Raw genomic sequence first — 24644 nt, 5'->3', positions numbered from 1 at the left:
ACATGAAATATTTTATCATTGAAAACAACGAACAGCAAGGTCCGTTCTCGGTAGACGAACTGCGCGACAAGCATATACCCTCCGACACGCTGGTTTGGGCAGAGGGTATGACAGACTGGACTCCGGCATGGAAAGTAGACGAACTTAAGCAATTTCTCTACAATACCGCCCAGACAACCGTGCCACCTCCCTATCGACCGCCCGTAGAACCACCGTCTGAGTTGCAAACCATGCCCATACAAGACATCAAGAAGCACCACAGACGCCACAGAAAAATAACAATTGCAGGCGTTTTATTAGGTATCTTACTGCTGATTTGCTTATTTACAAACCCGTCGAAGCAGACACATAAGGATATCATCAAGGAGCAATTGGTAAAGGTTATCGACCATCAAACAAGCGAAGACAGCAACATTTTCGCAGCTGGAATAGCCATGTTCAACAAGCTGATTGCAGGCGGAATGATAGAAACCGCCATGAATAACCTGCTCGAATACCACAACTATCTTGTTTGTTCTACTACTTCAATCCGATGGAACGGCCGTTCGTACACCACATCTTATGGCTTTATGGGACACGTGTTTACCGCCGATTCGGACGATATGATAGAACTGATGGAGAAACAGCAGGGTAATTTCTTCGGCAAAAGTACCCGTCAAGGCGCCATGAAAGGCAGCGGAAACGACTCGGCCGATACGGAAACCGCCGATAAAGACAATGGCTTGGGCGACAAGATAGTAACCTCGGTGGACAAAATAGTGAAAGATAAGGTCGACGAACAGACCGACAGCACCACTTCGGAAGGCATCGGAAAGGTGATAGACGACATCATCGATTTTATCAAAGGCAACGACTGACACTCGTATCTTACACAAGGCGCATACCTGAAAGCTACAGGTATGCGTCTTATTTTGTTCAATATACCGACAAAAGCATATTCTTCAAGTCGAACACCACCTCGCGGTAGCAGCAGAAGAAATCCATCCCGAGCAAATTATCCGCCTCTTGTTCGAACACCGGAACCGCAGGGAACGTATGGCGCAGATACCCTAATTGCACATCGAACCCATGCAATACATACTCCATACCCTCTTTCATTCCGCCCAATCCGCCGTAAACAACATTCTTACGGCGACCGTATTCCAGCACATAATCGCGGTGACAATCCATGAAAGCACGCCCCCAAACGGTATGAGAAGCACCGAAATCGGGCACTGCCTCGAATGTATAATCGGCATGCTGCAGTCGGGTGTTCAACACGCGGGCCGACAATGAATAACACAGGTTGGGCTCCTCGTAGCACAAGGGCTGCCATGCAGGCGAAACAATTACACGGTCTTTCAGCCGTACATGCACCGTTCCGAGCGCTTCCATCCACGGCATACCCAAGATAAACTGCAAATGAGCGAGGTTATAAGTACTCTCTGCATCCGATACAGGGGTATCGAACACATAGAACGGCACATTCCTAAGCACAACATTTCCCATCGACAAACTGTCGGCAAAGGCCATCCGTCCCTCTATTCTGCTTGCCCCATCCACCTTTACAGGCACATCCGTAAGGCGTAGGTGCAACCGCCGTGCCAAACGGAGCGACAGCACATTTGCGCTCGAACCCGTATCGAAGCACGCCGTAAGCAGCGTTCCGTTCAGTCGGGCGGGTATCATAACGCCGACAGATGCATGCCCCGCGCTGCCTACAGAGTCTAACCGAAACGGGATAACCGCATCTCCGTGGCACTTGAAGACTTTCTGCGGGCAGGCAGCATAGGCTTTGTACAATGCCTCATAACGGCGGTTATCAGCCACAGCCGATGAGTCTGCACCCGCTACTCCCTGCCTGCAGTATCGCCGAAAAACCTTTGCAGCCTGCTTATCGCGCCCATCCCGATGGAGCACACAGGCCAGTTCCTGCACCAATCGCAGGTATGTATCGGGCGTCAACGCATCGGCTCGGTGCCTTAGCAAGTACCTGATAGCCCGACAAGCCGCCCGCCTGTTATCGAAAGCACTATACACCCACGCCTTTGCATAGTCTCTTAAAGGGGCGCTCATACTGTCTTTATGCGCATCGAAATGCCGTTTCAACTCGAACCAACGGCCGTCTGCAATCAGTTCAGAGGCCGTTATGTCGGCATTCTGACTACATACACCGAGGCTCCATACCGTAAGTAACAACGCCAAAAGCAACCGATAACACTTCTTTACCATCTATAAACCCATGTTTTACACGCAGACCGTCGCAAAGATAAGTTATTTATTACACAATTAAACAATCCGTAGGAATAAATAACACCACGAATAAAAAATATTAACATCCGTAACCTATACGCAATAAAGATAATATCTAACTTTGCAGAAGATAGGCTGCACCTCAGCAATACGGAACAAGTTCCATTGCATTCGGTTTGCTCTACCATTGCAGAAGATAGGCTGCAGCCCAACAAAAGCTCATCCATTGAAGATGCATTGCTCAAAGTTATTTTACATTATTGCCACATTTTACCTGCCTGCATACTATGTGCAGGCGCAGGAAATCGACAAACAACGAAGACAGTTCCACACTGAAAATGGGAAAGCAGTACCATCCGAATACGATTCTACAGCCGTGGAATTCGACCGCGAGTATCAAGAATGGCTGAAGAACGAGCCGCTCAAGATAGATGTTCCCGAGGTAAACTTCCACGATTATGCCATTCAACGGTTCGCACTTCCCAATCCTATGGAAGATAAAGCGCCGCCGCCCGCCTTTCACTTCGATGCCGAAGCGTTGAAAAATGAGTTGGGCGTTTACCATATAGCCCCCAACCTGAACCTTTCTACCGGCTCTTCGTACAACCAAGTGCTGGGGTTATCGCAAAATATAACGGCCAACTTCGACCTGATTTACCATAAAAGTAACCTCACACTCAGCGGGGGCGTCATGGTTGGGAAGTATCAGAATTTTATTTGGAACAGCAATGTGGCGGCATTCCATGCAGGTGCCGAGTATCAAATAAGTAACCGCATAGCCATCGGGGTGCAGGGTTCGTTCGTGCCGAACGTTAGGAATATCGGTCCTACATCGATATTTGCGCCCACTAACAGTTATGGAGCGTACGCCAAGATACGCGTTAATTCGTGGTTTGCACTAATACCTATGATCAGTAGGTATTACGATCCCGTAATGCATAGATGGAACACATCGTTCTCCGTTATGCCGATTTTCGATTTCGGCAGGCTCTTTCATCTGCAATCGAGCAAAAAGATACGGCAGAAAGAACGGTTGAAAAAGGCTTTGGAGAACTACTGATAACGCTTTAAAATGTAACATTCAACACGCTTCTCTCCATGCTCTGCACACCACGAATACCCGTTCTAAGACACACAGACCGTATATCTACGCCGGTTAGAGGTATCGCCTGTCAGACATAGGCATACGGCTTACTGTTACAAGGCATTTCACACGTCTTGCAACATACATGCATATTGCAGAAAAAGGTTATCGGTACTGCACAGATACGAGCACTAAATAACAACGGCAGTACCGCTGACTGTTACCATCAGCATACTGCTATTGCTACCCACGGTTTCATAATCAATATCGATACCCACCACGGCATTGGCACCCAACTGGGCCGCCCGTTCCTCCATTTCGTGTAACGAAGTATCCTTAGCCTCTCTCAATACCTTCTCATAAGAGGCACTCCGTCCGCCGATAATATCGCGTATACCTGCAAAAAAGTCCTTTATAACGTTGGCTCCTATTATGGTTTCGCCCGTTACAATGCCCTTGTATTCGCGTATCTGCGAACCTTCAATGGTCGGTGTTGTAGTTAGTATCATACGCATTTGCTTTATTTAGTTGATGTTTAAACTTTGTTTAATCTGCACAAAACTACGAAAAATATTTTACTTTTGCCCCGAAAACAACTATAAAATAGAACATGAAAACCGGATTAGTACTCGAAGGAGGAGCATTGAGAGGGCTTTTTACAGCCGGCATTCTCGATGTATTGATGGAAAACAACGTACAGACAGACGGTCTGATAGGCGTGTCGGCCGGCGCTGCATTCGGCTGTAATTACAAATCGAAGCAGCACGGAAGGGTGATAAGATATAACAAACGCTATGCTAAAGACTGGCGCTATTGCAGCTGGAAGTCGCTCTTGCTGACGGGAGACATGTTCGGAAAGCAGTTTTGTTACCATGATTTGCCCGATAAACTGGATGTATTCGACTCACAGACATTCGATGCAAACCCGATGGAGTTCTATGCAGTGTGCACAGACGTAACGACCGGCAGACCTATTTATAAGAAACTCATGCAACATACCTACGAATGTAACGAATGGATACGTGCTTCTGCATCGATGCCATTGGTATCGCATGTGGTCGAAATAAGGGATATGAAACTTTTAGACGGCGGAGTTGCCGACTCCATACCGCTCGAATTCTTCCAACACATAGGCTACGAACGCAACATAGTAGTGCTGACTCAGCCCGACGGATATGTAAAAAAGCGGAGCTCTCTGCTGTGGCTGATGAAGATATTGTTGCGAAAGTATCCTGCTTTTCTGCGGGCTATGGCCGACAGACCGGCCATGTACAACCGAGAACTGGCCTACGTAAAACAGCAGGAACGGGCAGGCAACACCTTAGTAATACGCCCCCAAAGCAAGATAAAGATATCGCATACCAGCCACGATCCTACGGAAATGCAGCGGGTATACGGCGAGGGAAGACGGATAGCCACCGAGAATATGCCGGCTATCCGCAAGTTCCTGAGCCGATAGTCAGGGGTTCTTGCTCTGCCATTCCATAATTCCGCCGGCAAGATTTACCACCTTGAAGCCCTTTGCCGTGAGCTGTCGTGCGGCATTCATGCTGCGTTTACCGGAACGACAATACACATATACCTTCTTTGTTTTGACAAATAGCGGCAATACACGGTCCAAGAAGTCGGGTTGCATTACGTCTGCATTTACGGCATATTCAATTCTACCGGCGTTATATTCCCCTTCAGTGCGCACATCCAGTAGTTGTACGTGCTCTGCACGTATGGCCTTGGCAAAGGTTTCGGCATCTACAGACTCGATATTGCCATGATGCGTGCACGCTCCGAAGAGCAAACTCAAGATTCCCATAAGCAGTGTTTTTAAGCTTTTGTTCATTTTTATCTTCGATTTGTTGATATAATAATACCGGTAAAATTCCGGTTATTCTCCCATCCACAGGTAAACAAGCATCCGCAGACAGCTTGTTTTCCGTTTCTGCCCTACAGCGTTATTTCGCCCGAACCGAAACAACGGTGGTGCTGTTCGTCGTAAACAACGCAGAATTGTCCGGGGGCTACGCCTTGTATCTGCTCGGTCGAATGAACCGTGTAGGCCCCTTCGGCGGTCTTTTCAAGCAGAGCCGAATGGTATTCAGGGGTATGGCGTATCTTGAAAGTGACATGTTTCATGTCGACAGGTTCGGTAAGAAAGTGGAAATCATGTACCTTGAAATCCTGCTGAAAAGCCGTCTGCGGCTCATATCCCTTACTTACGTAAAGCACGTTCTGCGCCACATCTTTCTTTATGGCGTACCACGGACCGCCGCCGAAGCCCAGTCCGTGGCGCTGACCTATGGTGTGGAACCATAATCCGCGGTGCATCCCGATCTTACGTCCGGTCTCTAATTCGATGACATCCCCCGGATTTTCGCCGAGAAAACGGCGTATGTAATCGTTATAGTTTATCTTCCCAAGGAAGCAAATGCCTTGAGAATCTTTGCGTTTAGCATTGATTAAATGCTCATGTTCGGCAATCTCGCGCACCTCATCCTTCATGTAATGCCCGATCGGAAATAACGCCTTTCGCAATTGCCAGTTATATATTTGCGCTAAAAAGTCGGTTTGATCTTTCACCGGATCGGGGCTTGTAACGAGCCATTTCTTGCCTCCGATCATCTCGGTTTGTGCATAATGCCCCGTTGCAATGAGGTCGTAACGGTGCCCCACCTTATCATCAAAGGCGCCGAACTTAATAAGTCGGTTGCACATCACATCGGGATTAGGCGTAAATCCGGCGCGAACTTTATCCATAGTGTAACGGGTTACCTCGCTCCAATACTCCTTATGGCAGTCTACGATCTCCAAACGGCAGCCGTATCTTGCCGCTACAACGGTGGCCATCTCGAGGTCTTCTTCCGACGAACAGTCCCATTGTTCCTGTTCTTCGGGCCCTATTTTGATGTAAAAGCAATCGGGAAGCAGCCCTAACCGTACCAGTTCGTACACTACAACGGAGCTATCGACACCGCCGGAAAGCAATACAGCGATCTTTTTCCCCTTGAGTTCCTCTGCATTCAACACGTTTCGTCCTTTCTTGATTTACCTTATATCTGCGCTTCGTGCCCCTTCCGTGGGGCATAAACACGGCACAAAGTTACGAAATCTTTCGCAATATCGCCCCTCGTTCCACAGAGTTTAACGGATCGGGTACACTGCCTATGCGGTTTATATGCCATATCTACGCTACTTGCACAGTATGCCTGAAAGGCTTAAACATTACTCCTATCAGAGCCGTATTGCGCAACTTGGAAAAATAAGGAGACGGTCTCTTTATCGTAAGGAGATGGCCTTTTCATCATAAAGAGATGGTCTCTTTATCGTAAGGAGACGGCCTTTTTATCGTAAGGAGACGGTCTTTTTATGATAAGGAGATGACCTCTTTATCGTAAGGAGATGGTCTTTTATCCGTTAAATTATACAAAATAGCCGATAAAACATTTGGTTTGTTTGAAACAAACATATACTTTTGTGATATCGAAATGATATCATATAAAAACAATAAAATACTTACGATTATGGAAAATAAGGAATTCAGTTTCAAAGGAACTACCGTAAACGGTTTCTTAATGCTTGCAATACTCCTCGTACTTGCAATAGTTTTCGGCGCTTTGTTCGGCTTTTATGTCAACGCGGAGTCGCCTCTAAGTTTCGTTTCCCTTACCTGTATGCTTGCCACCCTGTTCTGTTTCAAGGGCTTGATGCAGCTCGAACCTAACGAAGCTCGCGTTATGATGTTCTTTGGAAGGTATCGTGGCACGTTTACACATATAGGCTTCTTCTGGGTAAACCCATTTATAAACACGAAAAAGCTCTCTCTTAGGGCCAGAAACCTAAATGCCGAGCCCATTAAAGTGAACGACAAAATAGGCAATCCCGTAATGATAGGGCTGGTACTTGTATGGAAATTGAAAGATACGTATAAAGCTATGTTCGAGATAGATGCCCAAACAATGGCGGGAGCTGCCGCAATCGGTAAAGACGTGAATAACATTATGCGGGCTTTCGAGAACTTTGTAAAGATACAAAGCGAGGCTGCTTTACGACAAGTAGCAGGGCAATATGCCTACGATGATACCGAAACAAACGCTAAAGAACTTACACTTCGCGATGGCGGAGACGACATCAACAAGCAGTTGGAGGAGCGTTTGACAGAACGATTGGCCATGGCCGGCATCGATATAGTAGAGGCCCGTATCAATTATTTGGCCTATTCACCCGAGATAGCAGCCGTTATGTTGCGACGACAGCAGGCAAATGCCATCATTACAGCACGCGAAAAGATCGTCGAGGGGGCCGTTTCGATGGTGAAGATGGCACTTGAAAAGCTGGCAGACGAAGGGGTTGTAGAACTCGACGACGACAAGAAAGCCGCTATGGTGAGCAATCTAATGGTGGTACTCTGCGGAGACGATACCGCACAACCGGTCGTTAACACGGGCACTTTGAATATGTAAGGCGCCCCGTTCCCTGCCTCTTTCGGGGATAGGGCACGAGCATGGCGACAGAAAACCGCAGTAATGACGAAAAAAGAAAATAAAAACAAGAGCTTTATCCTGCGTGTGGATGCCGGCACGATGGATGCTATAGAGAAGTGGGCTGCCGATGATTTCCGATCTATCAACGGGCAATTGCAGTGGATTATTACCGAGGCATTGCGCAAAAACGGCCGACTGAAAAAGCGTAAAGCCAACGGAAAAGAAGACGACAGCGAATAAACGAGAAACAAAAACGAAGCTATGAACATTATCAAAAGCATCCGGAACGAATATTACAACCATATCCTGCCCAACAGAAACATCGAAGCCAAAATCTTCGAAAGCATCGTATTTTGCATAATTACGGTATCTCTGATCCTTACGTTCTGGGCGTTCAGGCACGCTCCGGATATGGTTCCGAAGGCCTACGACGAAGCGGGAAACGTAACGGAATACGTATCTAAATGGAGAGATGTACGCACAAATGTTCTTTTGAGCCTCGTCGTACTGCTCTTTCTATACAAATCTTACTATCCGAAACGGTACAATTTAGACACTTTCGCCCACGAAATGCGCCAGCTGAAACTGGCCTCCAGAGCCAACAGACAGCTTGCTTTCTGCCTGTCGATGGTACTCCTAACCGACGCAATCAGCCGTTATTGCAGGTTATCCGATACTTTCGGCAATATTTTAGGTATCACTTTTGTAGGCTGTTTCTTGGGTGTGTGGCTGTACTACATATACAAAATACAGTACACATAGACCTGCCCGCCGGCATAGAGCATAGAAATAAGCCCGATAGAAGTACCGCGCAAAAGGAACAGACCGTACTTCTAAGCGGGCTGCACATAATGCCTAAAACGAATATTCCCCGAAACCGCGAGGCTCGGGGAATATTTATGTTTGTCGGGAAAGCACGCTGTATTACTTCTTCAGCTTCAAATCGTAGTTCAAATCTTTAGTAACTGCTTCCTCTAACTGGTCGTTAACGGCACGCAAGGTAGAGTCGTCAACGATCATGAAGTAAGCCGGCGCTTCCTTTTCACCAAGGCTGAATTTATAGGCTTTCTTCTCTTTACCGCCGACAGTCTTGGTAACAACCTCTGCTACTCCGTTGTAATCGAACGCTTTGTCCTTACCGTTTTCGGCCTCAAGATAAGTCATCGTGAGGTGATAACCGTTGGTAGAATCGCCTGCAAGGGCCAAACTGTAACGAATACCCGGGCCGTCTGCTGCCGGCAGAGTACCTTCATAAACCATGGAATCTACTACTACAGAATCGGTAACCGAGTCGTTTCCGTTCATATTCTCGGCAGTCTTGCCACTCTGTTTGCAAGCTACCATTGCTGCACATGCAGCAACAATCAACATTAACTTTTTCATCTTCTCTTTGAATTTGTTTTAATTATTCGAATGCAATATTACGTATTTTATTTATAAAACCACCAAATTTCAATGAAAAAATGCCTTAACAGCACCGTTATTGTGCGGTAATTTTTATGCTAACTGCCTTGAGTTCCTGCCATCCAACCTTATCTGTAAGGCGCAACATGAAGTGGTAATCGCCCGTATCTATATTGTCGGGTATCTTTATATCCACGGCAGAGGCGTACTCTTTCTGCCCTGCAGGAATGTCGAAACTCTCGTTGTAAACCCATGGATTAACCGCACTCTTCTTTTCATCGAGCGGACAATCGGCGGCAGAGGTACTGTGCGTGTGATGATCAAAGTTATTATGTATCTCGATATTGAAACTCCCGAGCTCCATATTATCCTTGAACAGATACCTTACAGGTATCGTCTCGCCGCGCTTATACACCTGACAATCTGTGGGACTTGCCACAATATCCTTGTCTGAAATAACGGGCTTCTCTTTATCCTTCGTACCGTTATCATCGCTACTGCTGCTGCATGCGGCAAGCAAACAAAGCACAAAGGCAAGCAAAAACAGTTTTATAGTCTTCATCATCTTATACCTTATTATATATATACTCCTGCTACAGACCTACTTCTTGGCCGTTATTTTGAAACCTTCGAACTCTTCTGTGTTCGTTCTTCCGTCGGTATCGGTCACCGTGAAGTGCAGGTGATACTCGCCAGCCACGGCTTCTGCGGGCACTGTAATCTCTTTATTGAACTCGAAGGTACCGGTCTTACCGTTATAATCGCTCACTTCTATCGGATATTCCTTGTCTCCGTGGAACTCGAGTTCGATACTCTTAACGGCAGACTTCACGGTAACTTCGGCCTTTACGGTGAACTTGCTGCCTGCTTCGGCCGTATTGTTACTTGCATCAGGACTGGTGATTTCTATCTTCGGAGCATTAGGATCGGGAGCCTTCAAAGTAAGTTCATCGGTCCAAGACACCTCTTTTCCTTTTTCATCAGTAACGGTTAAGATGAACCGGTAAGTACCTGCAGCGAGCTTGCCGTCAAGTTCCAAGTGCTCATGGAAGTGCGCATTGATCACACCCACATAGTTCTTATTGCTGTTAAAGTCTTTCATCAACACGGTTTCAGCGTTCCCCTGTATGAGTTCCACCCGAATGCTTTTGATCTTAGACTCGGCCAATATCTCGCATTCAATGTGCAGATCTTTGCCCAAAACGGCCGTTTTGGAGTTCTCTTCGCCCAGTTCACGCTTATTAATCTCTAACTTTGTCTCCGCCGGATCATCGTTGTTGTTGCTACAGGAAGCCAAACACAGCGTTAAAACACTAACAAGAGCCGTCATAGCTCCCCAAATCATTCCTTTTCTCATAATAGTCTGTAATTGCAAGACTCATAGAGTCTCAAGTTTATATTAATGTATTAAGTTAAAAATCTAAGCCAACCATCACAGCTACATTGCGCCCGGGTTCGGGCACATCGATTAGTCTATAATAGCTTGTATGGTCGTAATATCTGCGGTTCAGCAGGTTCTCAGCATTGATACCTATACGGAGTGAGCAGCTTTTCAGGGCAAACTCCTTCCCCGCAGACATATTTATAGTGCAGTAACCCTTAGTGGGTTTCTCCGGTGGAACGATATTATTCTGGTCGCCCACCACATGTACGTTAAACGTAAGATATCCTTCTTGTCCCTGTCGACGGCCAAAGAACGTGTATTTAAGCCCCGTATCGACCGACCAAGGAGTAGAAAACGGCAGCGTAAAGCCTTTCTTTTCGCCCGACAGTTGTTCTGCATAAAGATACTCTCCCTTCAGTTCAGCTTCCAAATTACGCATGACTTTACACGTCAGTTGTGCCTCGAACCCGTAACGAATGACGCGGCTTTGGCGGTAATAATATAGCTGTAGGCCCTCATAATACTCCGAAGTAGGGTTCATATAGATATAATTAGGGAAGTAATTCAGGTAAGGATCGATCTGAATATCCAGCACCTTGTTGCTCCAGTTGATACCTGCATCGACCTGATACGACTCTTCCGGATCGAGCAGAGGATTGCCCTTTTCGTAACGGAAAATATGATAATTCACGCCATCCGCGCCCAATTCCTTCGGTATAGGTACGCGAAAGCTCTTGCCGACATTGGCTTTAAGAATCCAATGTCCTACATTATAGTTTATTCCAGCCGACCAAGTAAGGCTGTTGAATGCCCGTCTAAGCTCGCCGGATCGCTCTTTAAACACCGAATCGGTACTGTTTTTCACCGGTGTTTTATACCAGTCGCTGTAACGATGGATAGATGTATGCACGTTATCATACCGTACTCCCGCATTCAGAACGAGATTCGGATTGATCGTATAGCGGTCGTAAACGTAGGCACCCAACGCTGTAGACTCGAAATCGGGTATGATAAATCCCCATCCGCCGCGCCTGTTGTGCTGATATTCGGCACTCACGCCGGCGTTAAGCTGATGCTTTTCGCCCAACGAAAGCGTCATACCGACGTTTCCGGTATAGGTGCTTTTATTGAAACGTCGTTCCAACGTGCCGCTCGGAACAGGCATGTAGCCATGCGAGACAGGCTCCGAAAGCTCCTTACGCAGGTTGTTTTGATAAGCCAGATTGCCTTCTACCACAAGATTTCCCGCCTGATACACCGAGTGACTCATAATTTTGAGATGATTTACTGTTTGATATGGGAGGTCTATATCGCGCCGCGAGGCGTCGTAGTCGATATCGGAAAGGCGCACTTCCAAACCGTGTGCGTTGGCAAAAAAGCCGCTCTTGGCATAAGAGTCCGATACTTTAAGGTCGGTTCTGAAACGGTATCCGAGGTATCCGAGCGTAAAACTGCCGTCACGTTCGCGCCCTGCAGTATTACGAAGCGTGCGGTCTTTCAGCTTTATATAGTATGAATAGTACTGAATACTGTCCGTCGGAACTTTATAATCGGCATAGTCTATCCATGTCATATTTGCCTTATAGAAAAACTTCTTATTGCGTCCTTGCAACTTGGCCGATATGCCTAACGATGCATTGTTGGTTCGGCTGAAAAGCGAAACGCTGCCCTCTAATGGCTTTACAGGCACATAATTGCTGTAGAGGTTAATCACTCCACCGATGGCATCCGAACCATATAACAGGGCTGCAGGGCCCTTGATAATCTCTATTCTGTCTATGGCAAACTGGTCTATCTCTAACCCATGATCGTCTCCCCACTGCTGACTTTCGTGCTTAATACCGTCTTCCGACACGATCATACGGTTAAAACCCAAACCACGGATGGCGGGTTTCGACTGTCCGGAACCTATGCTCATCGCCTTTACACCGGGCACCCCGCGCAGACTCTGCATCAAACTACCGGCGAAATTCCCCCGTAAATAACGGCGATCAAGTTCTATCTCGTTGACCGAGGCCTTCATCTGATAGTCTCTCTTCGCATTGCCATACACCGTTACATCGTGCAACACGATGCCCGTATCGATACGTGTAGTGTCGACAGATGGCGGTATGGCGGCGCAAGGCGCAGCACATAAGGGCAAAACACCCGACATGCACGCTGCCGACAACGATAGAATTATTGCCAAAGCAAATCTATTCATAACCGTAAGAATATAAAAAAATCTGTAATAAAAGACGGGTATTGCGCACACAAGCCGGCACTACAGGCACAGAACACGGGGCATACCCTATCCACGCATATTGCTTGCACGGCAGAAAAACGGGCGCCCTCGGCAGATAAGCCGCACTATAACGGGTTCAAAAGAATATGCTCTTCCCCCTCTGCACCGCAAAAACAAAGTGGACGATTAATGTTGGTGTAGGATAAGAATTATCCCAATACGGCGCACGGAGGCGCCCGCAGACTGATGACTTCAGCTGCTCTACACGCCACTTTCTGCACACATACCGATACTACAGTGCCCATCAACACGGCAACAACCGCCGCTATGGCTATGGTATCGGCAATGCCGAAAGTAGAAAAAAAGAACTGACAAATAAAACACTTATCGGGATTATGCCCGCCGGAATGGTTCCCCGAGGCTTTCGAAGAGGCTAATTCGATGCTGTTATCATACTGGCATACATGAAAATCCTTGATTATTATCGGCAACATAAATACGGCCAACAGCAACCAAGAAATAAAAATTCTCCGTGTATGCTTAGACTCTAACATAATCGAACAGCTATTCAACGGACAAAATTAATAAGTTTCTTCGAGCATGCAAAGGATCAATTGCAAAAATGAACGTTTTTAATTTTATTTAAAAGTTGGCTATCTATCTAAAAAGAAAGAGCGACAATGCGCCGTTATCCGGTACATCGCCGCTCGATATATCATACATCTACGCCCGTTGAACGATAGACTTATCGCTATCAGACCATAGGTCTGTCTCGGTCAGATGTTGCTTCTATCGGTTCTACGCACGATCGCTGTTAAAGGCAACCAGCATCCAAACCGTCTTTTCCTGCCCTTTCAAATAGTCGTCGAGCAGTGCTACGGTAACCTCATCATTGGCCTCCGACGCCGTTTGAATTAACGCACGCTCCTGACGGATAATCTCTTTAAGCGTATCGAGTATGTGGGCCACCGCCTTATGTCCGCTATGTATAACATCGGTTTCCTTCACGGTCGATACCGATAGATATTTGCTGTAGCGGTGCTCGGGTGTGCCGTCTAACTGTAATATACGCTCCGCAATTTCGTCTACTTTATTAGCTGCATCGTTGTAAAGTTCCTCGAATTTCGCATGTAGAGTAAAGAAACCGTCGCCTTTGATGTTCCAATGAAACCCGCGAAGATTAGCATAATACACTTGAAAATCGGCCAACAAGCGGCTTAATCCCTTAACTACATCCGCAACTTTGTTTGCATCTAAGTTCAAATAATCTAAACTCTTCATAATTCTTTTCCTTTCTTTATTTATGAATACTCTTATTGTTATCTCTGATGCAAAGATAGTATTTTTCTCGTATCCGCACAACAGATAAAAACTATAACGGTATAGAGTTTATCTATTTTAGTACTTTTAACGTTGATTTACAGATACTTATCAATAAACAGACAATACCGGAAGGGCATCTTTCTCTGCGCTGTAGCGGAAGCAACCGGTAGGTCTTTTCCCGCAGGAAAGCCTACCTTTGCCGGCTGTTTATAAGTTTGCGCGGTTAAATAATGCCGCGCATGCGGTCTTCGAATGCCGAGAGAGCGGCCTTGGCTCCCTCACCCATCGCAATTACAATCTGCTTATAGGGCACGTCGGAGACGTCTCCGGCGGCATAAACACCCTTTATAGCGGTTCTACAGTATTCGTCTACGGGTATTTCCTTGCGCTCCGTAAGCTGCAATTCGTTGCTGAAAGGTTCGGTATTCGCCACAAGTCCTATCTGTACAAATACCCCATCGAGCTCTATCTTGCGCTCTTTATCGGTCTTACGATCTTTCACTTGCAGTGCTGTCACCTTGGTTTCGTCACCGATAACGCGCGTTGTTTGCTGCGAAGTAAATATCTCTACGTTCTTCATACTGCGCGCTTTCTCCTGCAACACGTTGTCTGCACGAAGCTCGTCGGCAAACTCCAGCACCGTTACACGACTGCAAATGCCCGCCAAATCGATAGCTGCTTCGATGCCGGAATTACCACCTCCCACCACTGCAACGCGCTTATTCTTGTAAAAGGGGCCATCGCAATGCGGACAGAAGTGCACTCCATGACCGATATACCGTGCTTCTTCGTCTACATTCAGGCGTCTCCAGCCGGCACCGGTGGCAACGATAACGGCGGGAGCCATAAACTCTTCGCCTCCTTTTACGCTGATGCGTTTCATTTTCTCCTTCAGGTTAACGGCCGAGATCCTGCGGTTTTCGAACACTTCAACGGGGTAATTGCCCAGATGAGTCTTCAGGTCGTCGGCCAATTTCGCACCGGTCGTCTGCGGAACAGATATCAGGTTTTCAATGTCTACGGTATCTTTCACCTGTCCGCCTATACGCTCTGCCACCATTGCAACGCGCAAACCTTTGCGCGCGGAGTATATTGCAGCGGCGGTACCTGCGGGGCCTCCGCCCAATACCACCACGTCGTAAGTACACTCCACGGGCGCAGCGTGCTCGTCGGCAGTCGTGCCTTGCCGCTCTTCAAGCTCCGATAAAAGCTCTCCCAAATCGCCTCTACCGGTATGAAACGGTTCACCATCGACGAATACAGACGGCACCCCTTGGATGTTCAGCTTGCTTATTTCGTCTTGAAACAGTGCACCATCCACCATTTCATGTTTGATATTCGGGTTGTAGAGTGCCATTATATTAAGCGCCTGCACCACATCCGGGCAGTTCGTACACGTCAGAGAAACGTAGGTTTTTATATCTACGTTGCCCTTAATCGCACCAATTCGCCGCCTTATAGCCTCATCGGGAAGGTTCTTCCCCTTACCGTCAGCATTGATAACCGCAAGGAGTAACGACGTAAACTCGTGCCCATTAGGAATACCGCGAAACCTTATACCCGTATCGTTCCCATCTTTCAGCAGCCTGAAACCCAACATCTGTTCGTCCGATTTGGCGAAATAGCACGAGAGTTTGGGCGAACAAGAAGCCACATCGCTAAGAAACGACACAAATTCATCGGCATGCTCGTTGCCACGATTGTACGCGGCATCGAACACATACGTAGCGGAAAGGTCTGCAAATACGCCTTTCACCTGCTCTAAAATATCATGTTCTAACATATTATATTTCCTCTTTATAAATTCAATTTGAAGCCTGTGTAACGGCAATTCTTCCCGTCTGCCGGCCGTACAGCCTACAAAAATCGTTCATACAGATAACAAAAAATTCCCCGCCCGAATGCTGATAACAACACTATGACAGGGAACTGCTTTGTATAAATTATATTGATTTAGAGTTTGCCCACAAGGTCTATGCTCGGTTTAAGCGTTTCCTTGCCCTGCTTCCACTTAGCCGGACAGACCTCACCTTCATGAGATGCCACGAATTGAGCGGCTGCCACCTTGCGCAAAAGCTCCTCTGCATTGCGGCCAATGCTATTGTCTTGCACCTCTGCAACCTTGATCTGTCCCTCCGGGTTTACAAGGAAAGTACCGCGATATGATAGACCTTCGTCTTCTTTATATACGCCGAAACCGCGACTCAGCACCGCCAAAGGATCGGCAAGCATGGTGTATTGCAGTTTTTTAATGCGCTCGGAAGTGTCGTGCCATGCCTTGTGAACGAAGTGAGTGTCGCAACTTACCGAGAACACTTCTACGCCCATCGACTTCAATTCCTCGTATTTATCTTGCAAATCTTCCAACTCTGTGGGGCACACGAATGTAAAGTCTGCCGGATAGAAGAAGAAAATAGCCCATTTGCCTTTAATATCTTCGTTCGATACTGTTTTGAAATTTCCGTTTTGGAATGCCTGAACTTTAAACTCAGGTACCTGTGCATTGATGATTGATTCCATATTCTATTGAATGATTATTAAATGAATTATAATTGATTAAGTAGCTTGTTGTTTGTTTATTTCAGTCGGCTTTCCACAACCTTCCAATCGATTATGTCCCATACGGCTGCGATATGGTCTACACGTCGGTTCTGGTAATCCAAGTAATATGCATGCTCCCACACGTCAAGACCTAAGAGTGGATTGTTTCCGTGGCGCAACGGATTGCCCGCATTCGGTTCTTTCGTGATAACAAGTTTGCCCTCCTTGTCCTGCGAGAGCCATGCCCAACCCGAGCCGAAGAGTGTGGCTGCCGCCTGTGAAAACTGCTTCTTGAACTCATCGAAGCTACCGAAAGCGGCATTAATCGCCTCGGCTATCTTGCCTTGAGGTACGTTATTCTTCTGCGGAGCCATAAACTGACCGAAGTAAAGTGCATGGTTCAGCGTTTGTCCGGCATTGTTAAAGATGGGACCATCGGGCGCACTAACCACGATATCCTCTACACTTTTGTCTTCAAACTCTGTGCCCTTCACCAGATTGGCAAGGGTGTTAACGTAATTCTGCAGATGTTTTCCGTAATGAAAATTGATGGTCTGTTCGCTGATTACGGGCTCTAAAGCGTTTGCTGCATAAGGCAGTACTGGCATTTCTACTTTCATATTCTTGTCGTATTTAGCATTAATAACTCTGTTATCTTCCTTTTTTATTAAATAAAAATCCCCTTTTGGCGCTGTCGCCTGCTCCATGTAAGGCATCGGGGGCATTTGTATTATCATACTGTTTTATGTTTGTTGTTCTGATTTCTGATGCAAAGATAGGCAGAACATCTTCCTTCCGCAACAGATAAAAACTATAACTTCATTGAAAAAATCTATCATCTCGCTACAATAACCGTAAGCATAAGGGGTTCAAGAACATTGTCCTGTAAAAATAATCTGCCGTGCATTATTTTTTTATACAGCCCGTCTATGTCCGACAGATGGTATATATATCAACGACAGACAATACATCTGTTCCGGACAGATATGCGGAATATTCGACAAGAACATTGCGAGAATATGGCAAAAAAAGCCTACCTTTGCAAAAAATAGACCGCATCCGGCAATCCGAAAGATGGCTTCCATCGTGCTCGTTCGTACTATTTTTACATCTAAACTCTATAGCATCATGACACTACAACAATTGGAATACGTCATTGCAGTATACAGATACAAGCATTTTGCCAAGGCTGCAGACAACTGTAACATAACACAACCCACGCTTAGTTCTATGATACAGAAGCTGGAGGAGGAACTCGGAGTGAAGATATTCGACCGACGTAAGCAGCCTATACTGCCGACTCCCGCCGGTAAACTTATCATCGATCAGGCGTGGAAGGTACTTGTAGAGGCGCGAGAGCTGCGCGAAACGGTAGAAGAAACTAAGCACTCGCTGCTCGGAACATTCAATATAGGCATCTTACCCACCATTGCTCCTTATCTTATTCCGCGCTTCTTCCCGCAGTTGATGAAGAAATATCCCGATATGGACGTACGTGTAACGGAGATGAAGACCGAGGATATCAAGCATGCACTGCACCACGGCGACATCGATGCGGGCATCATAGCAAAGGTAGACGGGCTTGGCGACTTCGACAGTACCACCGTTTTCTACGAACAGTTCTTCGCCTACGTGGCACAGGGCGATGCTCTATTCGACAATAAAACAATACGTACCGCCGATCTGAAGGGCGAATATCTGTGGTTACTCGACGAAGGACACTGCTTGCGCGACCAACTTGTGAGGTTTTGCGACCTTAAAGGAGCCATGCAGAGTAAGCGTGCATACTCGTTAGGCAGTATCGAAACCTTCATGAGAATGGTAGAGAGCGGCAAAGGGGTTACCTTTATACCGGAGTTATCTCTACTGCAACTCACCGACGTTCAGCGCAAACTCGTGCGACCGTTTGCCCTTCCGATCCCCACGCGCGAGATAATTATGGTTACCGGAAAGAACTTTATCCGCACTTCGTTGCTCGGTCTGATCGTCGAAGAGATAAAACAAGCCGTGCCTGCCGATATGCTTCAACTGAAACAGACGCAGCAACGGGTGTAATCGTTCGCCATGTTATTCTACGGTAATCATGGCGCCTGCCCGCTCCGTAGCAGCATACTCGGGGGCATAGGCACACTGGGCGGTTACGCTGCCGAGGGTATATGTGCCGCTCCTATCCAAGTAATATTCCTTTTCTATCGTGTGAGTACCCTTGCTGAGCATGCTGATGTAATATGCCGTAGCACAGTCCTTGTTGCTGCAATAATAGGTTCCGTCGTAACCGCTCCTTTGGTCTACGGGCTCCATGCAGGCCGCACGTTTGTCTATCACCTGCACAAAGTCGAGGTCGCGTGCCGCTTTTAACGTTATTCTTACTCTCACCTTGCTGCCCACTTTCAATGGTCCGGGCTTCACAGGTATAATCTGTCGCGTTACCGAAAGTTCGCTCCCCGACCGTTGTATATCCGATATTTTTTGCAAATACTGTGCATATAACGCTCCCCAAGAGACAATCTTCGTCTTCTTTTCGGCCGTAAACAGGCGTTCTCCGGCAGGTGTAACCATGATTTTTGCATATCCTAAGCCCGCTGTTGCCTGCGGCATACGCAGCTGCTTACCATCTATGCGGAGCACGGGGGCATCGTCTTTCGTCGTCGGTTGCACGAAAGAAGTACTGTCCGAGAGGAATGCGTACACGGCAGCTGCACTGTTTATCGCCGTCAGCCAGTACTGCGAACGCTTTTCCTGCAACAACCAAAGCTGCATCTCCGTAATGGTTTGCGTGTCTTCAGGGGTAATCAATCGCAGCGCTTCTATGGCTGCAACCTGCGTAGGTATTTTGTAATCGAGCCACGAGTAGCCCGCTCGTCGGGTATCGAAGTAGCGTCCTTTCGCCTTATCATATACGGAATACTGCTTTATACTCTCCACCAAACGGCGTGCCACGGCCCTGCTATGTGCCGTATTTTCTTTCTGCATAACGATTGCAGTGAGCGCCCGTTGCAAGATGGTCATACTTTCAGCGGTCTTCTCCGCATCGTTCAGCAACTTTCTTTTGCCCTTCTTACCCTTATCCGCAGGCTTTCTGTCGTCGAGAGCACATAGGTACAGATATTCCATATCGGCCTCCTGTCGGCTTAAATAGGCAAATGCTCGGTCAATCATATGCTTGGTTTGCGGGCGCATACCCACCATATTGTTCAAACGCACAAGCACTTCGGTAACGGTTTCCGTTATGTATCGATTGCCTTTCATGCCTTTGAACCAGCTCCAAGAGCCGTCTGTATTCTGCAAATGGAGTAGCTTCGAGATGGCTGTATTCATCTTTTCGGCAAGCAATTCGGTATCGAAAAAGTCGACAAGCTGCCGCTTTTGTTCCGTTTCAGTGTCTGCCGAAACGTTCCAAGGAGTCTCTTCGAGCATGATACTCTTCAGTTCTTCGTTTTGTGCAAGTTTGCTCTTCAGTCCGCGGAGTGCCGATGTATCGCGCCTGCAAGTCTCTATAGTGGCCTTAATCGCGGGAGACGACGCTAATATATGCCCTGCCAAGCACTGCGAGTAGTAAGCTATACTCTGGCAAACAGCACAATCATCGTACGGATGAGCATAGGCATGAAGGGCTTCGAGCATCATCCAAGCAGGATTATCCACGTATTCTACGGTTAGTTTCCTGCCTGTAGAACCCCTCGGGAATAGCCGACTGATGTCGATACGTTCGGTGCCTTTCGCCGTTTGAGTGAACGGAATAGTGCGCAATACCTGCTCCACGTCGGGCAAAACCGGCAGGTAATGCTGCTCTCCATCACTCATATTCCCCGCCGAAACCATCACTTTACAGATGTATAACGATGCTTTCGAAGGCTCTATGCGGGCCATGTCAATGCTCGGAAAGGTTAGTGTAACGCTGCTGTCCGGCACTGCTTGGAACGACACCTGCCTGCTGTAAATCGGTCGTTCGGTCTCCGGATCGAGTAAAAACAGCGTGCCTGTGCCCCGCAGATCGACTTCCGTCGTATTAAAAAGGCGTGCCTGTATGGTCAGTTTATCGGTTGTACGCACGAAACGCGGTAAGTTTGGCTGCACCATCAGTGCTTTCTTCGCCACCGCTTCGGCCTCTATAAAGCCGTTTTTCATATCGCGTGTGTGGGCTTGCCCCATAAAACGCCACGCCGTGATGCTCTCCGGAAGGGTGAAAGAAATACCTACTTGCCCCTTTTCGTCGGTGGTTAGTCGCGGATAGAAGAAAGCCGTTTCGGCCATATTCTTACGCACCGGCAGCAACGCAGCCGATGCCTGTTTCCGGTTATCCGCAGGTATAAAGAAATCATCTTTGGGAGCCAGCGCGCCATAAAGGGCTGCATCCCTCTTGATAACGGGCGCTGTATATTCTACAGATGCAGCACCTCGAACCGTTACACCGGCCACACTGCCCGTCAAGGCACACTTCTTTGCTGTTCCATACCCCGTAACTATCACCTCATTGAGCGACCGATCGTCGTCGGTAAGCGTTACGTTCATCACCCTCGAAGTAACCATCCGCACTTCTTTTTTGTAACCTATGTAACTGTAAACAAGCCTTTTTCCCAAAGGTACAGTTATCGTGTAATTGCCGTCGATATCGGTAACAACGCCGTAAGAGGCACTGCCTTCGGTTCTTACACTGCACCCGATAACGGGATCTTCCTCGTCGGTAACCACCTTACCACTCACTTTCATGCCCCACAAACCGTTTCCCAAATCGAGACAGGCAGACCTGAAAGCAGGCTCAGGGAACCTTTTTATCACCGACGAGCCCACAGTTTGCCAACTATAGTTATTAGGTGTAGCAAACTCATATTGCGGCAATTCTCGGCTTATACCGGTATTAAAGTACCAATCGTTGCGGCCGATATAATCCAAAGACTTATCGTACATCGCCGCTATGAGCCGCGCATGGGCCGGTTTCCCGTCGGCAGTAGTCACAGTAAGCTGCCACTGTTCCTTGCTTCCGGGCTGCAAACGATCGCGGAAGGTGTTCCACTTCAAGTTCAAATAGCTATCGGGCAGCGGTTTTATGAGCTCCGCCTGTTCATGGTAGAACACGCCGTTTTTGTACCAAGCCCACGAAACCATGAGGCCCCGACCGTACTCCTTGCGATAATAGAACTCGCGTGTAACGATGCTATCGCTCAATTCGACGGTGCTACACTCAAGCACCGAGTCGGCCGTTGCTACAGTGTAAACCATGTGCACATCGCGTTGAGAAGTACCGAAATGTATTTTCAACGGTTCTTTTCCCTCCCTGTCGAACACATTGTAGGGGCATATAACCCAGCTATCCACATAGGCCGACGGGCGTCGATCCTCCGGATTATAAACGATATAAGACCGTTCGATAGTGTCGTCTTCGCAGGTTATCACAAACGTATATCGCCCGTTAGGCAACGAGGCGGGCATCACAAACCCCGCAGGCCTGCCGCTTTTTGCCGTATAAACCTGCTCCTCGTAGCCTTTCAGCCAATATCTAACGGTGGCATCCAATTCTTTTTTCATGTTATTTCGTGCAAAGAACGGCAGATGCTTCATGCTGTCGCGGGGCACATAGTCGGCATACGGTGCCGACAACTGCACAGCCTTACAGCCCACACTGATATATTTATCTGCCGTTTGGCTCTCGCCTGCACGGTCTGTTACCGTTGCATTCAAGCGCAAAGAATAACCTTCAGAACCCTTTTTTACTATCTTCGGCAGCGGCAGATCGAGCATGAAAACGCCCTTGGCATCGGTCGTAAGCACGAGAGTAGTATCGGGAAAGTCCGACGGATAGGAATAAGAATTGAACGACACCTTGCATTCAACGGCAGCACCGCTCAAACCTTCGCCCATCAGAGCGGTAGCCTTGCACGCCAAATGCAACGTGTCGCCGGCCTTGTAGCGTGTTTCTATATCGGGAACGGTTACGCTGAACGTGGGACGCTTGTACTCTTCTACACGAATATAGCACGACTCTCCGTCTACTTCAACCCTATAACTACCGTTCAACAGGCGTGCAGGAAGGCGGAAATCTGCCGTGCCTGTGCCATACGAATCGACTTTTACCGTAAGCGAATCGATAACCTTGCGCTGCGGATCGTGCAGTCTGAAAGTGATATCCTTACCGCTATCTATCGCCACACGGTCGCCTTTACGCCGAAAAACCGTGGCTGCAGCATGGACAGTCTGCCCGGGGCGATAGACTGTACGGTCGGTCAACACGTTCTTTACATACGTTGTATCTTCTTCATCCCCATCATCTATCAGCGCTTCAGAGAGATTTACGAACGTACAAGCCCTGTCGTAATCGGTATAGGCGTAAGCACATTCGTCGTCTTTTACACGATGTGTTACCTCTCCTTGCGCATTGCAATACAGCGTTTCGCCGTCTTCGATCTTTATTTTCGCACCGCCTATCGGCTTACTTGTTATGGCATTCACCACCGCGATGCGCACTGTACTATCGGGAAGCGATACCACTATGGGACGTATATCGCTTACATGAAGCAGACAGCGGGCCTTTTTGGTCTTCGGGAAAGTACTTGTTTCTATGATATACATGCCTACGGGCAACGACGAAAGGCGCAGCGTATCGCGCTCGATCTTACTTCTGTCGGTTACGGAATATGTAATCGTCTGCGATACATTGCCTATCCGATGCCGACGTTTGTACTTCAAATCGCCCCAATTCTCCTCGAAATCCGTATCGAAAGTGCTCAATTCCGCCGTCGATCGGTCTATCCGATCCACCTTAATACGCAATTTTTCGATGTTACGATGCGCCACTTTCAGCGTTAGAGTATCCCTCGAGGTGAGCAAGATATCCTTTATATCGACGTTGACATAAGGGTTTATAAGCTCCCGATAGGCATTTCGCAGGATATTCATGCGCTCGTATTTCGGATATCTTGCCAACATTTCTTCGATATACGCCACGCGTTGTGCTCGCGTATAGTCGACATTGCGAACCAAGACATTATATTTTTCGATGGCAACCTCGGCAGATACCTCGAGATCGCCATACAAATGCAGGAGCGAGTCGAGCGATGCAACATAAGCAGACCGTTGCCCTGAACCGCCTACAGCAGACGAACGACCGCGCAACACATCGAGGGCGGTGAGCATAGTTGCCGCCCGATTGCCGTGAAGAGCATAGTAATCGTGCAACAAGGCCACATCGCCAACGGCATAACCCACCACGCTCAACATGTCGTTACCGAAGTATTTACTGCCTTGTTTCAAGCAAACAACGCTGCTGTAATCGGCAGCTTTCGCCCGTGCAAGGGCCTCCTTACGCTCCAAGGCCATGCGCAAATAAGGCACGGAATCGGGTACTGTAAGGCCGAGATAGGCCTCGTAGAGCGACGCCACCACAGGTTCACGGTCGCGAACCAGCAGTTCATGCGCCCTTATTCGGTTGAGTTGCGGCAACAAACTATCGGGGGCAACGTCGGTTTTCAGGCCGGCTAAGGCAATATCCGCCCTTAAAAGTTCGAGGTAGGCACCTTTCTTTTCGGCTGCATCAATTATCTTTTCGAGTTTCGCCATAGCTGTTTGCGGGTGCAAAGAAGCGCTGCTGTGCACATCGCGCCATAACGCTTTGAGCGATTGAGCCTGCAAACAAGATGGCAACAAAAAGGATATAACAACGATGAGAATGCCCTTTTTCATAATAAATAGCATTTGATAAAGATATTGCAAATATAGTCTTTTTCGGCGAAACGGCAATGCCTGCGAAACCATTTATTATAAACGGCTTTCTTAAATAGGCTGTTTAAGTCCGTTAGAGTGCATGCCTAAAACCATCAGATGTACCATATCCTTGCAACACAGCTATCACTTATCCGCTTTCCATCACCATTCCTTCATCCGCAGCCCCCTATTTTAGAGAACCGATTTTGTGATTTTAGCCGTATTAAACGGCATAATCGAATCTTTTTCCGTATCTTTGTAACCGTAGAACTGCTTACA

Annotated in this window: 21 protein-coding genes; 7 read left to right on the top strand and 14 right to left on the bottom strand. The window is 47.6% G+C overall.

Going from position 1 to position 24644, the window contains the following annotated elements; all coding sequences use genetic code 11:
- Positions 1-2 precede the first annotated feature (2 nt).
- Complete coding sequence (locus tag HMPREF0663_RS07765) at positions 3-857, top strand: GYF domain-containing protein (RefSeq protein WP_004369846.1); 855 nt, start codon at positions 3-5, stop codon at positions 855-857.
- A gap of 58 nt (positions 858-915) precedes the next feature.
- On the opposite strand, the gene HMPREF0663_RS07760 is transcribed toward HMPREF0663_RS07765, so the two are convergent.
- Positions 916-2211, bottom strand: a complete 1296-nt coding sequence (locus HMPREF0663_RS07760; RefSeq protein WP_004369845.1) for a retropepsin-like aspartic protease — start codon at positions 2209-2211, stop codon at positions 916-918.
- A 253-nt stretch (positions 2212-2464) separates the two neighbouring features.
- On the opposite strand from HMPREF0663_RS07760, the gene HMPREF0663_RS07755 reads away from it, so the two are divergent.
- On the top strand, positions 2465-3292 hold the full coding sequence (locus tag HMPREF0663_RS07755; RefSeq protein ID WP_004369844.1) for a hypothetical protein: 828 nt from the start codon (positions 2465-2467) through the stop codon (positions 3290-3292).
- 215 nt (positions 3293-3507) lie between these two features.
- Here HMPREF0663_RS07755 and HMPREF0663_RS07750 read toward each other — a convergent pair whose 3' ends face one another.
- Positions 3508-3825: a heavy metal-binding domain-containing protein gene (locus tag HMPREF0663_RS07750; protein ID WP_016665240.1), complete on the bottom strand. Its 318-nt coding sequence runs from the start codon at positions 3823-3825 to the stop codon at positions 3508-3510.
- 101 nt (positions 3826-3926) lie between these two features.
- Here HMPREF0663_RS07750 and HMPREF0663_RS07745 point away from each other — a divergent pair, with 101 nt between their 5' ends.
- Entirely contained in the window at positions 3927-4775 is an 849-nt protein-coding gene (locus HMPREF0663_RS07745; RefSeq protein WP_004369842.1) for a patatin-like phospholipase family protein, read from the top strand.
- Here HMPREF0663_RS07745 and HMPREF0663_RS07740 read toward each other — a convergent pair whose 3' ends face one another.
- Positions 4776-5153 (bottom strand): rhodanese-like domain-containing protein, encoded by a 378-nt coding sequence (locus tag HMPREF0663_RS07740; RefSeq protein WP_004369841.1) that lies wholly within the window; start codon positions 5151-5153, stop codon positions 4776-4778. It lies immediately after the preceding gene.
- Positions 5154-5257: 104 nt separating this feature from the next.
- On the bottom strand, positions 5258-6337 hold the full coding sequence (gene mnmA, locus HMPREF0663_RS07735) for a tRNA 2-thiouridine(34) synthase MnmA (protein WP_004369840.1): 1080 nt from the start codon (positions 6335-6337) through the stop codon (positions 5258-5260).
- A gap of 494 nt (positions 6338-6831) precedes the next feature.
- On the opposite strand from mnmA, the gene HMPREF0663_RS07730 reads away from it, so the two are divergent.
- From HMPREF0663_RS07730 to HMPREF0663_RS07720, 3 genes are all read left to right on the top strand, one after another.
- A complete protein-coding gene (locus tag HMPREF0663_RS07730; RefSeq protein ID WP_016665242.1) occupies positions 6832-7770 on the top strand; it encodes an SPFH domain-containing protein in 939 nt (312 codons plus the stop codon).
- Positions 7771-7833: 63 nt separating this feature from the next.
- A complete protein-coding gene (locus HMPREF0663_RS07725; RefSeq protein WP_004369837.1) occupies positions 7834-8031 on the top strand; it encodes a type II toxin-antitoxin system antitoxin in 198 nt (65 codons plus the stop codon).
- A 21-nt stretch (positions 8032-8052) separates the two neighbouring features.
- Complete coding sequence (locus tag HMPREF0663_RS07720) at positions 8053-8553, top strand: DUF1648 domain-containing protein (RefSeq protein ID WP_004369836.1); 501 nt, start codon at positions 8053-8055, stop codon at positions 8551-8553.
- A gap of 162 nt (positions 8554-8715) precedes the next feature.
- On the opposite strand, the gene HMPREF0663_RS07715 is transcribed toward HMPREF0663_RS07720, so the two are convergent.
- From HMPREF0663_RS07715 to HMPREF0663_RS07675, 9 genes are all read right to left on the bottom strand, one after another.
- Positions 8716-9174 (bottom strand): copper resistance protein NlpE N-terminal domain-containing protein, encoded by a 459-nt coding sequence (locus HMPREF0663_RS07715; RefSeq protein ID WP_004369835.1) that lies wholly within the window; start codon positions 9172-9174, stop codon positions 8716-8718.
- A gap of 97 nt (positions 9175-9271) precedes the next feature.
- The gene (locus HMPREF0663_RS07710; protein WP_004369834.1) at positions 9272-9760 is read right to left on the bottom strand and encodes a DUF4625 domain-containing protein; all 489 of its coding nucleotides are present in this window, start codon (positions 9758-9760) and stop codon (positions 9272-9274) included.
- Between the two features lie 36 nt (positions 9761-9796).
- Positions 9797-10552 (bottom strand): DUF4625 domain-containing protein, encoded by a 756-nt coding sequence (locus HMPREF0663_RS07705; RefSeq protein ID WP_004369833.1) that lies wholly within the window; start codon positions 10550-10552, stop codon positions 9797-9799.
- Between the two features lie 55 nt (positions 10553-10607).
- Positions 10608-12782 carry a TonB-dependent receptor gene (locus HMPREF0663_RS07700; RefSeq protein WP_016665245.1) on the bottom strand — a complete coding sequence of 725 codons (2175 nt, stop codon included), beginning with the start codon at positions 12780-12782 and terminating at the stop codon, positions 10608-10610.
- Between the two features lie 230 nt (positions 12783-13012).
- Entirely contained in the window at positions 13013-13297 is a 285-nt protein-coding gene (locus tag HMPREF0663_RS07695) for a hypothetical protein (protein ID WP_234955600.1), read from the bottom strand.
- Between the two features lie 304 nt (positions 13298-13601).
- Positions 13602-14084, bottom strand: a complete 483-nt coding sequence (locus tag HMPREF0663_RS07690) for a Dps family protein (RefSeq protein WP_016665246.1) — start codon at positions 14082-14084, stop codon at positions 13602-13604.
- Between the two features lie 265 nt (positions 14085-14349).
- Complete coding sequence (gene ahpF, locus HMPREF0663_RS07685) at positions 14350-15909, bottom strand: alkyl hydroperoxide reductase subunit F (protein ID WP_004369828.1); 1560 nt, start codon at positions 15907-15909, stop codon at positions 14350-14352.
- A gap of 170 nt (positions 15910-16079) precedes the next feature.
- Entirely contained in the window at positions 16080-16646 is a 567-nt protein-coding gene (gene ahpC / locus HMPREF0663_RS07680) for an alkyl hydroperoxide reductase subunit C (protein ID WP_004369827.1), read from the bottom strand.
- A gap of 56 nt (positions 16647-16702) precedes the next feature.
- Positions 16703-17404, bottom strand: coding sequence for a superoxide dismutase (locus HMPREF0663_RS07675; protein ID WP_004369826.1), 702 nt, complete (start codon positions 17402-17404; stop codon positions 16703-16705).
- A gap of 391 nt (positions 17405-17795) precedes the next feature.
- Between HMPREF0663_RS07675 and HMPREF0663_RS07670 the strand changes: the two genes are divergently transcribed.
- Entirely contained in the window at positions 17796-18722 is a 927-nt protein-coding gene (locus HMPREF0663_RS07670; protein ID WP_016665248.1) for a hydrogen peroxide-inducible genes activator, read from the top strand.
- A 12-nt stretch (positions 18723-18734) separates the two neighbouring features.
- Here HMPREF0663_RS07670 and HMPREF0663_RS07665 read toward each other — a convergent pair whose 3' ends face one another.
- A complete protein-coding gene (locus tag HMPREF0663_RS07665) occupies positions 18735-24344 on the bottom strand; it encodes an alpha-2-macroglobulin family protein (protein WP_231375152.1) in 5610 nt (1869 codons plus the stop codon).
- Positions 24345-24644: the final 300 nt, after the last annotated feature.

It is taken from the genome of Hoylesella oralis ATCC 33269 (assembly GCF_000185145.2).
Lineage (GTDB): Bacteria > Bacteroidota > Bacteroidia > Bacteroidales > Bacteroidaceae > Prevotella > Prevotella phocaeensis.
Note: the sequence above shows the minus strand (reverse complement) of the source record. Positions and strands in the feature narration are given on the sequence as shown.

Coding starts and splice junctions, on each gene's coding strand:
- HMPREF0663_RS07765 (WP_004369846.1), top strand. CDS start 3: ATGAAATATTTTATCATTGAAAACAACGAACAGCAAGGTCCGTTCTCG.
- HMPREF0663_RS07760 (WP_004369845.1), bottom strand. CDS start 2,211: ATGGTAAAGAAGTGTTATCGGTTGCTTTTGGCGTTGTTACTTACGGTA.
- HMPREF0663_RS07755 (WP_004369844.1), top strand. CDS start 2,465: ATGCATTGCTCAAAGTTATTTTACATTATTGCCACATTTTACCTGCCT.
- HMPREF0663_RS07750 (WP_016665240.1), bottom strand. CDS start 3,825: ATGATACTAACTACAACACCGACCATTGAAGGTTCGCAGATACGCGAA.
- HMPREF0663_RS07745 (WP_004369842.1), top strand. CDS start 3,927: ATGAAAACCGGATTAGTACTCGAAGGAGGAGCATTGAGAGGGCTTTTT.
- HMPREF0663_RS07740 (WP_004369841.1), bottom strand. CDS start 5,153: ATGAACAAAAGCTTAAAAACACTGCTTATGGGAATCTTGAGTTTGCTC.
- HMPREF0663_RS07730 (WP_016665242.1), top strand. CDS start 6,832: ATGGAAAATAAGGAATTCAGTTTCAAAGGAACTACCGTAAACGGTTTC.
- HMPREF0663_RS07725 (WP_004369837.1), top strand. CDS start 7,834: ATGACGAAAAAAGAAAATAAAAACAAGAGCTTTATCCTGCGTGTGGAT.
- HMPREF0663_RS07720 (WP_004369836.1), top strand. CDS start 8,053: ATGAACATTATCAAAAGCATCCGGAACGAATATTACAACCATATCCTG.
- HMPREF0663_RS07715 (WP_004369835.1), bottom strand. CDS start 9,174: ATGAAAAAGTTAATGTTGATTGTTGCTGCATGTGCAGCAATGGTAGCT.
- HMPREF0663_RS07710 (WP_004369834.1), bottom strand. CDS start 9,760: ATGATGAAGACTATAAAACTGTTTTTGCTTGCCTTTGTGCTTTGTTTG.
- HMPREF0663_RS07705 (WP_004369833.1), bottom strand. CDS start 10,552: ATGAGAAAAGGAATGATTTGGGGAGCTATGACGGCTCTTGTTAGTGTT.
- HMPREF0663_RS07700 (WP_016665245.1), bottom strand. CDS start 12,782: ATGAATAGATTTGCTTTGGCAATAATTCTATCGTTGTCGGCAGCGTGC.
- HMPREF0663_RS07695 (WP_234955600.1), bottom strand. CDS start 13,297: ATGTTGCCGATAATAATCAAGGATTTTCATGTATGCCAGTATGATAAC.
- HMPREF0663_RS07690 (WP_016665246.1), bottom strand. CDS start 14,084: ATGAAGAGTTTAGATTATTTGAACTTAGATGCAAACAAAGTTGCGGAT.
- ahpF (WP_004369828.1), bottom strand. CDS start 15,909: ATGTTAGAACATGATATTTTAGAGCAGGTGAAAGGCGTATTTGCAGAC.
- ahpC (WP_004369827.1), bottom strand. CDS start 16,646: ATGGAATCAATCATCAATGCACAGGTACCTGAGTTTAAAGTTCAGGCA.
- HMPREF0663_RS07675 (WP_004369826.1), bottom strand. CDS start 17,404: ATGATAATACAAATGCCCCCGATGCCTTACATGGAGCAGGCGACAGCG.
- HMPREF0663_RS07670 (WP_016665248.1), top strand. CDS start 17,796: ATGACACTACAACAATTGGAATACGTCATTGCAGTATACAGATACAAG.
- HMPREF0663_RS07665 (WP_231375152.1), bottom strand. CDS start 24,344: ATGAAAAAGGGCATTCTCATCGTTGTTATATCCTTTTTGTTGCCATCT.